General features: G+C 38.6%; 9 protein-coding genes. All 9 read right to left on the reverse strand.

What is annotated here, in order from left to right; translation table 11 throughout:
* Positions 1–142 precede the first annotated feature (142 nt).
* The 9 genes from DZ858_RS08220 to DZ858_RS08255 all read right to left on the reverse strand — a co-directional run bounded on the left by DZ858_RS08220 (position 143) and on the right by DZ858_RS08255 (position 12,574).
* On the reverse strand, positions 143–3,142 hold the full coding sequence (locus tag DZ858_RS08220; RefSeq protein WP_117159079.1) for a T9SS type A sorting domain-containing protein: 3,000 nt from the start codon (positions 3,140–3,142) through the stop codon (positions 143–145).
* A gap of 241 nt (positions 3,143–3,383) precedes the next feature.
* Positions 3,384–3,860 (reverse strand): DUF4199 domain-containing protein, encoded by a 477-nt coding sequence (locus DZ858_RS08225; protein WP_117159080.1) that lies wholly within the window; start codon positions 3,858–3,860, stop codon positions 3,384–3,386.
* 89 nt (positions 3,861–3,949) lie between these two features.
* Complete coding sequence (gene secA, locus DZ858_RS08230) at positions 3,950–7,309, reverse strand: preprotein translocase subunit SecA (RefSeq protein ID WP_117159081.1); 3,360 nt, start codon at positions 7,307–7,309, stop codon at positions 3,950–3,952.
* 218 nt (positions 7,310–7,527) lie between these two features.
* The gene (locus DZ858_RS08235) at positions 7,528–7,749 is read right to left on the reverse strand and encodes a DUF2795 domain-containing protein (protein WP_013070580.1); all 222 of its coding nucleotides are present in this window, start codon (positions 7,747–7,749) and stop codon (positions 7,528–7,530) included.
* 139 nt (positions 7,750–7,888) lie between these two features.
* Positions 7,889–8,461: a cob(I)yrinic acid a,c-diamide adenosyltransferase gene (locus DZ858_RS08240; protein WP_117159082.1), complete on the reverse strand. Its 573-nt coding sequence runs from the start codon at positions 8,459–8,461 to the stop codon at positions 7,889–7,891.
* 32 nt (positions 8,462–8,493) lie between these two features.
* Positions 8,494–8,667 carry a hypothetical protein gene (locus DZ858_RS15165; RefSeq protein WP_158548359.1) on the reverse strand — a complete coding sequence of 58 codons (174 nt, stop codon included), beginning with the start codon at positions 8,665–8,667 and terminating at the stop codon, positions 8,494–8,496.
* A 293-nt stretch (positions 8,668–8,960) separates the two neighbouring features.
* Complete coding sequence (locus tag DZ858_RS08245) at positions 8,961–9,662, reverse strand: ABC transporter ATP-binding protein (protein ID WP_117159083.1); 702 nt, start codon at positions 9,660–9,662, stop codon at positions 8,961–8,963.
* Positions 9,663–9,718: 56 nt separating this feature from the next.
* The gene (locus DZ858_RS08250) at positions 9,719–10,492 is read right to left on the reverse strand and encodes an O-methyltransferase (RefSeq protein ID WP_117159084.1); all 774 of its coding nucleotides are present in this window, start codon (positions 10,490–10,492) and stop codon (positions 9,719–9,721) included.
* 213 nt (positions 10,493–10,705) lie between these two features.
* Positions 10,706–12,574, reverse strand: a complete 1,869-nt coding sequence (locus DZ858_RS08255; RefSeq protein WP_117159085.1) for an ABC-F family ATP-binding cassette domain-containing protein — start codon at positions 12,572–12,574, stop codon at positions 10,706–10,708.
* Between the last annotated feature and the right edge of the window lie 66 nt (positions 12,575–12,640).

Below are 12,640 nucleotides of genomic sequence, written 5' to 3' on the forward strand. Positions count from 1 at the left end.
AGCTAATCAGGCTAACCTTCTTCTAGAAATTAAGTTTCATTTTTTTCTGAAATAGTATTCTTTCCCAAAAATCAAATGAATAAAAACCCCGAAACTAAAAGCTCCGGGGGCATCATCAATTAATAACTATTAACTAAACTCACTAATTTTTGATGATTCTAAACGTCGTGGAAGTATTTTTTCCAAACGCTTTTACAAAGTATATTCCATTTGATAATGATGAAACATCTAGTGTATTTGCTCCATTAAGAGCTTTTGTCAATACCTCCTGTCCGGTCACGGCATAGATTGAAATATTTTCTATTTCCGTTGGTGATGAAATGTTTAAAATATCACGCACCGGGTTAGGATAGTAAGTTATGTCTAGTGTAGGGGTTATTGTTTCAGTGCCCAATATAGTTTCATCTAATTTCAAAATAAAACCTACTCGTTGGTTGTTAGTGTCACGTCCTGCACCTACAATGGTACTTCCATCGGCTGAAATATCTAAAGGAAGTGACATCACAATACCTTGTGTGTCGATGCCCAATGCTTCTGCATACTCGTTAAGGTCAGTAACGCCTAAAGCTTCGGTCCAAATAAATCCGCTGCCAAACAAAGCTGGACCTTGTGGGCGATAAAAACCTACTACTACACTTCCGTCTTCAGATAGGGCGGTAGTGGCACCTCGCCACCCAGGTTGTAGCGCTGGCCCTAACGATTCAATTCCTGTAGCCTCGCTCCAACGATATGCTTGAAAATTATTGGCAAAGTTTCCGTTACCACCAATCCAAACACCGTCGTTTGATATGGCACCAGCTTCTTGTGCTCTATCTCCATTAGGGAAAGAAATAACTTGCTGTACTCCGTTGGTCCATACTGCAGCTTGTCTAAAGCCTGTTTCTGTATCTTGCCAACCTACAACTACAGATCCGTCTCCGCTCACGTTGTTGGCTCTACTACTAGCATCAGGTACTGTAGACCCTAAGTCAACAACCCCTGTACTTTCGGTCCATGAGATAGCATGAGCACCTGAAGTAGGTAGCCAACCCAAGCCAACAATAGTACTTGCATCGGCAGAAATGCCCCAAGCGGAGCTTATTTGTTCTCCACTTTGTCCGCCAATACCTCCTAAAGAAGTCCAAGTTTCGGTAGGTACATCATACATACTCATTTCTTTTAATCCATTTTCTGGATTAGTGTATGGACCAATTACCGTATTTCCATCATCAGAAATTTTTACATCCCCACCAACTCCGTTTTGTGGATTTATTCCGCCTATTGCTTCTATGCCGGTTGCTTCTTGCCATAAAAGGTTTTCACTACTATTAAAACCTACGGCACTACTACCATTTCCATTTACACCGCTAATAGTCGATTGTGAAAATAACAACAATTCACCATCTCCGGGTTCAATATAGCTTTCAATTGCTACATCAAATAATAAGAATCCACCTGCTTCAGCCCCATTGGTACCGGTTGCATGGATAGCTATGTAATATTCACCAGTGCTTGTAGGAGTAAAAATTTCTTCAGCTAGGTATGCTTGTGATTCTACATCATTTCCATCGTTGTTTCCAGGGAAATCTCCTTGTTGTAAAACATCGTTGTATGTTCCCAACACTTCAACGATCGAGCCGCTGTCTGGGGCATCGGTAATGACCAGTTCAAAATTTTCTGAAGCTGATGCATTTCCTAAGTTTAAGGCATTATAATATGCTGAAATTTGGTATTCAGCATCAGCTATTAACTGAATCTTTTTTGAAAACGCCCAGTCGTCTTTAGCTGTTGCTGAAACATTATTCGGTATTAGGGTAAGTATGGGGTCGTTTGTTCCATCACCGTCAATATCAACGCTATCGTTAAAAACCCATTCTGGTGCTGCGGTATCGGTGTTTTCGTATTCCCAACACTCTGGAGAACCATTGCTAAAGTCTTCAGCATAGGGAACAGTCGCTACTTCGGTACAATCGGGACCAATTGGAGTGTCGTTTACTGCTATGTCAAATATAAGCAAAGGAGCAGCTTGAGTGCTGTTTGAACCCGTTGCGTGAATTGCTACGTAATATTCGCCAGTAGTTGTTGGTGTAAAACCTTTTTCAGTAAAATAAGCTTGTGATTCGATATCCTCTCCATCGTTATTGCCAGGAAAGGCTCCCTGTTGGGTTACATCGCCATACGTTTCTAAAACGGCTTGAAAAGCAGCGTTAGAATTAGGAGCATCCAATACGACCAATTCAAACGTTTCGTGTGCCGTTGCCGTACCCAAGTTTATGGTGTTGTAATGTGCGGAAACAAAATATTCGGTCCCGGCTTCCATTTGTATTTTTTGGGTAAAGGCCCAATCGTCTTTTGTTACGTCTTGAACCGATGGTGGAGTGATTGATAATAACGGGTCATTTGTGCCATCACCGTCAATGTCTACACTATTATTGTACATCCACTCAGGGCCAAATCCATCTGTATTTTCGTACGCCCAACACGCAGGATCTTCGTTTTCAAAATCTTCATTATAAGGAACTGTCACAGCTTCACAAACTATAGGTGCTTCTTCTACAATGGTATTGAAAACCATAAAAACGCCAGAGTCATTTCCAGAGGCTCCAAGTGCGTGAATGGCGACATAATATTCCCCCGAAGTGGTTGGGGTGAAACTTTCTTGGGCAGTATAAGCATTTTCTAAAACGTTATCCCCAGCACTACCTGGAAATGAACCTTGTTGTGTAATGTCGTTATAGGTGCCTAAAACTTCGCTAAAACTTGCGGTTGAGTTTGGTGCGTCTGTTATAACAAGTTCAAAGTTTTCATTAGCTACCGCATTTCCTAAACCTAAGGAGTTATAGTCAACAGAAATAGCATAGGCTATTCCTGCTTCCATCTGTATTTTTTGGGTAAAGGCCCAATCGTCTTTTTCTCTATTGGAAACATTGGCAGGGATAAGCCCCATAAAAGGGTCGTTAGTTCCATTACCAGTTAAATCTATACCGTTGTTGAATGCCCATTCTGGAGCTGCGGCATCTGTATTCTCATATTCCCAACAAGCTGGATCACCGTTGCTTAAATCTTCTAAGTAGGGCAGTGTAGCCGCTACGGTACAGTCTTGTGCAAAAGTGCTTGTTACACTGCTTACACTAACTAAAAGTAGTACTAATAATTTTTTCATGATGTTAATAGTTTGATTTGCTGAGCAATGTAGAAATAAAAGTAGCTCCGTTCGGTTAATGAACGGTTAACGGAGAAAAATAATAAAAGATGAAAGTGGTTAAAGACCTACTTTTAATAAAAAGCCCCTTTTCAAAAAAATGAAAAAGGGAAATAAAAAATAAATTGATAAAAGAAGAGGCTTCTTACTGTTTTAAACTGTACTCCATACTTTTTTTGATGCTGATAAGAATCTTTTTCGATTATTTCTTCCTAGTAAAAATAGCTACTATCGCCGCCGTAACAATGCCAAATCCCAAAGCACCAAAAGCAGATTGCCACATATAATTGGTAATATTAAAATAATCGTTGGCATTGGTACGCGTCATTAAATCGTTAGTAATTGAGTACTCTATAACAGTTTTAAAGTATTCTGGGGTAATGTAGTTATGCGTTATGTATTGGGCAATAGGAGAAAGCAAGGCCACAAAAACAGTCAAGATTGTACCTGAAATAAAACCCTGTAACCAGGTCATTTTTTTGTTGTAAACCCTCCTTCTTTTCTCGCGAATTGCCAATAAGTAGATAAAAATAGCAAAAGGGGCAAATAACATGGTTAACCACCAATGGTTTGCTATGTTTTCCTCGTGCCAGCCTAATGTTTTTTCAAGTAACATCCAGGCAAGAAGGGTAATGGTAAAAACGATAGCCCATTTAAACTCTATTTTTAACTTTTTCATTTGTAGATTTTAATCGTGCTAAAGATACCAAAAAAAGAAACCCTGAAAAGTATAACTTTTCAGGGTTCAAATTAAATTTTAAAAAATAATTACGCTTCAGTAAGTACCCATTCGCCTTTATCTAATAAAGGTATGGCTTGCTTGTATTTCATAGTCTTGTTTTCACCACTCATTACGTTTTTAATGGTTACTTTTTCATTACGACCTATTTTAGGGCGTTCGCGTACAATGGTTTCGGTAACCTGTTGTTGTTGACGTTGGGTGTCACCAGCAGCACGAGATTGAGCAGCACGCTCGTCCATGTTTTGGATTTCCTCTTTTTCTTCGCTGAGTTTTTCCTTATTACGAACTTGCTTTGCTTCGGTAATTTGCTGTTGGTTTTCTTGTGGTAACTCCCCTTTAAATAAGAAGGAAATTACTTCTCTATTTACCTTATCAATCATTACTTTGAAGAGTTCAAAAGCTTCAAACTTGTAGATTAATAAAGGATCTTTTTGTTCGTGTACGGCTAATTGAACTGATTGCTTCAACTCATCCATTTTACGCAAGTGCGTTTTCCAGGAATCGTCAATAATAGCAAGAGTGATATTTTTTTCAAAATCCTGTACCAATTGCTTCCCTTCAGACTCGTATGCTTTTTCAAGATCGGTCGCTACATTTAGGGTTTTTACACCATCGGTAAACGGAACTAAAATTCGTTTGTATTGGTCTTTGTGGTTCTCATACACATTTTTAATTACCGGGAAGGCCATCTCGGCATTACGCAACATTTTCTCTTGGTAATGTTGGTAAGCAGCTTTATATACTTTTCCGGCAATCTCTAAGGTGTTCATTTTCTCAAATTCCTTTTCAGAAATAGGGGAACTCATAGAGAAATAGCGAATTAATTCAAACTCGAAGTTTTTATAATCCTGTGCCATTTTGTTACTTTCTGAAATAGCTTCAGAAGTTTCAAAAATCATATTAGCTACATCTACGCGAAGGCGCTCACCAAATAGAGCATGGTAACGACGTTTGTAAATCACCTCTCTTTGGGCGTTCATCACATCATCATATTCTAGCAAACGCTTTCTAATTCCGAAGTTATTTTCCTCTACTTTTTTCTGCGCCCGCTCAATAGACTTAGAAATCATAGAATGCTGAATCACTTCGCCTTCTTCTAACCCCATACGGTCCATCATCTTAGCGATACGCTCGCTACCAAATAAACGCATTAAATTATCTTCTAGCGACACGTAGAACTGTGAGCTACCTGGATCTCCTTGTCGTCCACTACGTCCACGCAATTGTCTGTCTACACGACGACTATCGTGGCGTTCGGTACCTACAATGGCGAGACCACCGGCTTCTTTAACTTCTTTGCTTAGTTTAATATCGGTACCACGACCGGCCATGTTGGTGGCGATGGTTACCATCCCGCTTTTCCCTGCTTCAGCTACAATATCGGCCTCTTTTTTGTGCATTTTCGCATTCAACACGTTATGTGGAATTTTACGTATGCCTAACATTCGGCTCAATAATTCTGAAATTTCTACCGAGGTAGTACCAATCAAGACTGGGCGACCCGCTTTTGAAAGGTTTGTCACTTCATCAATTACGGCGTTGTATTTTTCACGTTTGGTTTTATAAATTTTATCTTCCCGGTCATGACGTGCAATTGGGCGGTTGGTTGGTATTTCAACCACATCTAACTCGTAGATTTCCCAAAGTTCGCCTGCCTCTGTTACTGCTGTACCTGTCATACCTGATAATTTGCGGTACATACGGAAGTAATTTTGAAGGGTAACTGTCGCAAATGTTTGCGTTGCTGCTTCAATCTTCACATCTTCTTTGGCTTCAATCGCTTGGTGTAAGCCATCACTGTAGCGACGACCATCCATTATACGACCTGTTTGCTCATCGACAATCATCACCTTGTTTTCCATTACTACATACTGTGTATCTTTTTCAAATAGCGCGTATGCTTTTAGTAATTGGTTGAGGGTGTGAATGCGTTCGCTTTTAATTCCGAAGTCACGGAATAGCACTTCTTTCAGTTCAGCTTCTTCTTCCTTAGGAAGCTCTTGATCTTCAATCTTTGCTATTTCTGTTCCCATTTCGGGCATCACAAAGAAGTCTGGATTATCAGAACCGGAAAGGTACTCTACACCTTTATCGCTCAATTCTATTTGATTGTTCTTTTCATCAATCACAAAATACAGTTCTTCATCAACTTTTGGCATTTCGCGGTTGTTGTCCTGCATGTAATGATTTTCAGTTTTCTGAAGCAATTGGCGGATGCCGTCTTCAGATAAAAACTTGATCAATGCTTTGTTTTTAGGTAATCCACGGAACACACGAAGCAATTGAAAACCACCTTCTTTGGTATCTCCTTCTTTAATTAGTTTTTTAGCTTCGGCTAATACTCCTGTTAGGTATTTACGTTGTACGTTAACGATATCTTGAACCTTTGGCTTTAACTCGTTAAATTCGTGACGATCCCCTTCTGGTACAGGTCCGGAGATAATTAAAGGCGTACGAGCATCATCAATTAATACAGAATCGACCTCATCGACAATTGCGAAGTGGTGTGGGCGTTGTACAAGATCTTTAGGGTTGTGCGCCATATTATCACGCAGGTAATCAAAACCAAATTCGTTATTGGTTCCGTAGGTAATGTCTGCGTTATAGGCTTTTCTACGCTCTTCACTATTAGGGCGGTGATAATCTATACAATCTACGCTCATACCGTGAAACTCAAAAATAGGAGCCATCCAAGCGCTATCACGTTTTGCTAAGTAGTCGTTTACGGTTACCAAGTGTACACCATTACCGGCCAAGGCATTTAAATACATAGGAAGTGTTGCTACTAATGTTTTTCCTTCCCCTGTTTGCATCTCGGCTACTTTTCCTTGGTGCATAGCAACTCCACCAATAAGTTGCACATCGTAGTGAACCATATCCCAAGTCACTTCTTTTCCTGCCGCATCCCAAGAGTTTTGCCAAGTGGCTTGTTCACCATCTAAAGTAACATAATCTCTAGTAGCAGAAAGTTCACGATCGTAGGTAGAGGCGGTTACAGTAAGTGTTTCGTTGTCTTTAAAACGTTTTGCAGTCTCTTTTACCACTGCAAAAGCTTCAGGAAGTATTTCTTCGAGGGTTGCTTTTTCAACTTCGTAGCGGTTGTCTTTCAGCGCATCTATTTGGTTATAGATTTCCTCTTTCTTGTCAATATCTTCTTCCGCATCAGCATCGATCCGTAATTGATCAATTTGTTGCTGTAGGTCTTTTTGATCTTCTTTAATCTTAGCACGAAACGTATCGGACTTGGCCCTTAATTCATCTAAAGATAAGCTAGACATAGCACTTTCGTGCTCTTTAATTTTATCAACGTAGGGTTGAATTTCACTTATGTCTTTTTTGGATTTGTCTCCAACAAAAGCTTTTAAAATATTATCTAATATTTTCATGGGTTACTGGTGTGTTTTATGCTCAAAAAAAGTGCGGACAGGAAGCCGTGATTGATACCTACAAAAAAACTGCAAAAAAATAAGGTAACCAAGAAGATGGTTTGTTTTATTTATTGTCATATTTTTTTGTTTTGAGCAAAAAAAAAGCCTCTATGAGTATAGAGACTTTTTAATTAGTATTTCAGTTATTGTTGTAACGTAGCATTGATATGCCGTTATTAATATTCATCTTCATTCCACAGATAATCATCATCTGTAGGATAGTCTGGCCAAATTTCTTCAATAGAATCGTAAGAGTCGCCTTCATCTTCAATAGCCTGTAGGTTTTCCACTACTTCTAGTGGAGCTCCCGTTCTAATGGCGTAATCTATTAATTCATCTTTTGTTGCCGGCCAAGGTGCATCACTTAAATAGGATGCTAATTCTAAAGTCCAATACATAGCACTTTGTGTTTTATAATTTCTGCAAAAATAATTTTTTCGATTAAAAAGTCAAGAAAAATCGCAATTATTTATGCTATATTTTAAAGAACGTTTTTAAATCGCTGATTTATAATATATTAAATTTTATGAGAAAACCTTATATTTTCTCTGGAATCCATTTAACTTCTTCAGCTTGCAGGTCATGAGTCAATTTCCGTGCCAGCACAAATAGATAGTCAGATAGGCGGTTTAAATATTTTAAAACACGCTCATCAATAGGTTCTTCATGGTGCAATAACGTAGCTAAACGTTCCGCCCGACGACAGACACAACGGGCTATGTGACAATATGACACAGTAGGATGTCCGCCAGGGAGTACAAAGTGTGTCATAGGAGCGAGGTTATCGTTCATCGTGTCCATTTCGGTTTCTAGTCGTTCGATATCTTCTTCTTCAATTTTTGGGATGTTTAAGCGTTCTTTGCCGCTTTTTAGCATCGCCTTTTCAGGATCGGTGGCTAAAATAGCACCTAATGTAAAAAGTCGATCCTGTACGTGAATTAAAATTTCCTTGGAACGCGGATCAATTTTTTGATCACGAATAAGGCCAATATATGAGTTTAATTCGTCAACTGTTCCGTAACTATCAATGCGGATATGGTATTTAGGGACACGCGTACCGCCAAATAGAGCTGTAGTGCCTTTGTCACCGGTTTTAGTATATATTTTCATGGTATTATATTTCTGAAGGAAGCTAATACTATTTACTCCCTAGTTTCTTTTTCTTTTTTCTTTTCAAAATAATCATTTCTAAAATTTCTACGCCTTCTTTTGCTTAAGGCTTTGGTGTTTCTTTTGTTCCATAAATAGAGGAGTAGCAGTAATAAAATACCACCCACGGCGAGTACAATAGGGTTTGAAAAGAAAGATGTATCCATAGTGTGTGAAGATACAGAGGCAAGGAGCAAATTCCAAATTCCAAATAAGAAATTACAGATCGGCTGATTTTAGCTTTAAATTTTAGACAATAGACAATAGGCAGTTTGAAGGTGGTTTCGATACAAATTTGTAATTCCTGCGGACTTACACATTTACTCAACCGACAGTTGGCAGTTTTTGGTTACTGCTTTTTTCAGAAAGAAAAGAGATAAAATTTCATAGAGGATTGAGGCTTATTTTGTCATATTTAAAAAAACAATCACTTTTTTCACTACTCACTACTCACTACTCACTACTCACTACTCACTACTTCTTTTCTTGTGTCGCTCTCTATTATTCCGTCTCGAAGGCGAATAATACGATGCGCTTTTTCAGCTATATCTTCTTCGTGGGTTACTAAAATAACAGTGTTCCCAGATTTATGAATGGCATCGAAGAGGTTCATGATTTCCTCCGAGGTTTTGGAGTCTAGGTTTCCGGTAGGCTCATCGGCTAAAATAATAGACGGCTTATTAACCAAAGCACGACCCACGGCCACACGTTGACGTTGCCCTCCTGAAAGTTGATTGGGTTTGTGATCCATACGATCTACCAAACCTACATCGGTCAATACCTCTGCAGCTCGTTCTGCACGGGCAGTTTTCGATGCTCCGGCATATACCATAGGCAAGGCAACATTGTCTAAGGCAGTGGTTCTAGGTAATAAATTAAAAGTTTGAAATACAAAACCAATTTCTTTGTTTCGTATTTCGGCGAGTTCGTCATCGGTAAGGTTGCTTACATCGATGCCGTTTAATTCGTAGCTTCCAGAAGTGGGCGTATCTAAACAGCCCAATAAATTCATTAAGGTTGACTTTCCGGAGCCTGATGGTCCCATTAAGGCGACGTATTCCCCTTTATCGATATCTAGGTCTATTCCTTTTAAAACTTTTACGATTTCTTGCCCTAAAGGGAAGTCTCGCCTTATATCTCGTATTTTAATGAGTGAACCCATGCTTGTGTTTTAATTAGCTTGCTCTGTCTCCATAAGACGCAAAGGTAACACAGATGTTACAAACGAATGGAAAAATGTTGCTTTCGCTGTTCTTTTCTGAAGAAAACCAAGCCCCATTGAAAGGTGTCAACGCTTACAGTAACTTTTGGGTGTTTTAGGATTTCCTGCCACGCTTCGGTCATTTCTTTATTCCAATATATATCGTCAAATATTAAAACTGAATCATTGTTGATATGGTTCAGTAACCATTTAAAATACTTTAGCGTATTTTCTTTATTGTGGTTCCCATCTATAAATACCAAATCGAATATTTCTGAAGGATGTTTATCAAAAAAACTTTCAAAAGACTGTTGATGGGTTTTTATGGTTGAAATATTGTGGTTTGCAAAGTAGTCGGTTGCCTTTTGTAAGGTATTTGGACAGCCTTCCACCGTTTTTATGGTTGCACTGGAGTTTCCTAAAGCCATTGCGGTCGTTGCCATCCCTAAGGAAGTACCCAATTCCAAGATGTTTGTAGGTTGATAATAATGAACCAATCGAAATAATAGTTTTTGACTTTTAGAAGTGATACCCGCGTGTTTCGCAATATCAGCAACTTTTCTATTATTGGTTTTAAAAACCCTAGAACCAGCACCAAAATCAGTTACTTCTATTTTTTCTGAATCAGCTAGTAGGGATTCTCTGTGATTTTTCAATGTTTTATAGACATTGTATTTTTTCTTATCATAAAAACATTGGGTAAGCAATTGATATACAAATGGCGAGTGCACTCCATGTTGGTTGGTCGCTCGAAGCAAAAAAGAAAGGTATGAGAGTATCTGGTGTTTCACGTTTTAGATATGAGACATTAGATTTTAGATATGAGATTATAGTAATAATGGCTTTTATACAAATTTACGCAACCACCTTTTATTTTGTTGTTTTAATAGGTTGTTTCGATACAAATTTACAATCACTATCGTGCTTGCAAATTCACTCAACCACCTTAAATATATCTTTTCGGAGACGGAGTGCTCCTATGGTAGGAGGGCTATATTGAAGGTCTATGCCTTCTCCGACAACTCAAACCAACGCATTTCCTTTTCTTCAATGGCATCGATTAATTCTTGCAGCTTTAAAGATTGTTTGTCTATTTCTTCGCCGTCCCAATCTTCTGTTGCGAATTTGTTTTGTAATGCTTCTTTTTCTTTTTCTAGTTTGGCAATTTCTTTCTCTAGGTTTCTATGTTCTTTTTGTTCATGATAACTTAATTTGGCTTTGGTAGCGTCTTTCTTCGAATCGGTTTTTGGGGGTTCTACTATTTCGGTTTTAGCTTTAGGTGCTTTTTTGGGTTTACTGTCTTCATAGGTTCGGTAATCACTGTAATTGCCAGGGAAATCTTGTATTTCACCTTTTCCTTTAAAAACAAATAAGTGGTCCACAATCTTATCCATAAAATATCGGTCGTGTGATACTACGATTAAACAACCTGGGAAATCTAATAGGAAACTTTCCAAAACATTTAGGGTTACAATATCCAGATCGTTTGTAGGTTCATCAAGTATTAAAAAGTTTGGGTTCTTAATAAGCACGGTACATAAATACAATCGTTTGCGCTCGCCACCGCTCAGTTTCTCTACATAATCGTATTGCTTTTTACGATCAAACATAAACCGTTCTAATAGTTGTTGTGCCGAAATTTGTCTTCCTTTTTTAAGCGGAATGTAATCCCCAAATTCCCGAACTACATCGATTACCTTTTGTTTTTCCTTTATTTTAATTCCTTTTTGGGTGTAATAGCCAAACTTAACTGTTTCACCAATCACCACTTTACCAGTATCTGGTTCTTGTTTGCCGGTAAGGATGTTTAAAAAAGTAGATTTTCCCGTACCGTTTTTACCAATAATACCCACGCGTTCCCCACGAAGGAAGTTATACTCAAAATTGGTAAAAAGTTCTTTGTCATCATACGCTTTCGAAATATTATGCAATTCCACCACCTTCGTACCCAAGCGCTCCATGTTGAGTTCTAATTGTATTTCGTGATCGTTACGACGTTTGCTAGCACGTGATTTTATTTCGTGAAAATCTTCAATACGTGATTTGCTTTTGGTGGTTCGGGCTTTGGGCTGCCGGCGCATCCAGTCCAATTCTTTTTTGTAGAGTTGTTTGGCTTTTTCGGTTTCGGTGGCTTGGTTTTCTATTCGGGCATCCCGTTTTTCTAGGTAATAACTGTAATTTCCCTTATAGCTATAGAGGTTGCCCTGATCCAGTTCTATCATTTCATTACACACGCGTTCTAAAAAATAACGGTCGTGCGTTACCATGAATAGGGTGAAATTCTCCTTAGCAAACAACTCTTCTAGCCATTCGATCATTTCAAGGTCCAAATGGTTGGTTGGCTCATCCATCACCAATAGATCGGGACCGGTTAAAAGTGCAATCGCTAGCGCTAATCGCTTTTTTTGTCCGCCACTTAACGAAGCAACCTTTTGGTTGAGGTCGTCCAGTTTTAGCTTAGAAAGTATTTGCTTGTATTTGGTTTCAAAATCCCAAGCGTTTTGAGCGTCCATTGCATCGAAAGCTTTTTGATAAGCTTCGGTGTCTTCTGGGTTTTCCAGGGCACGTTCATACTTAGCAATTGTTTTTAAAATAGGGTTTTCTGAAGCTAAAATGGTTTCTTCAATGGTAAGCTTGGGGTCTAGATTAGGCTCTTGCGACAGAAAGGATACTTTCAAGTTTTTACGATACACCACTTCTCCGGTATCGGGAATGTCGGCTCCTGAAAGAATGTTCAACAAAGAGGTTTTTCCTGTTCCATTTTTAGCGACAAAACCAATTTTTTGGCCTTGATTGATTCCGAAGGAAATATCCGTAAAAAGAATGCGTTCTCCGTATGACTTTGATATGTTTTCTACTGAAAGGTAATTCACGTGATAGCTTTTTGCAAAATAAAGGGATTTTAATCACTTACAATGAAATATATTTTATTATTACAA

This window comes from Marixanthomonas ophiurae, from assembly GCF_003413745.1.
Lineage (GTDB): Bacteria > Bacteroidota > Bacteroidia > Flavobacteriales > Flavobacteriaceae > Marixanthomonas > Marixanthomonas ophiurae.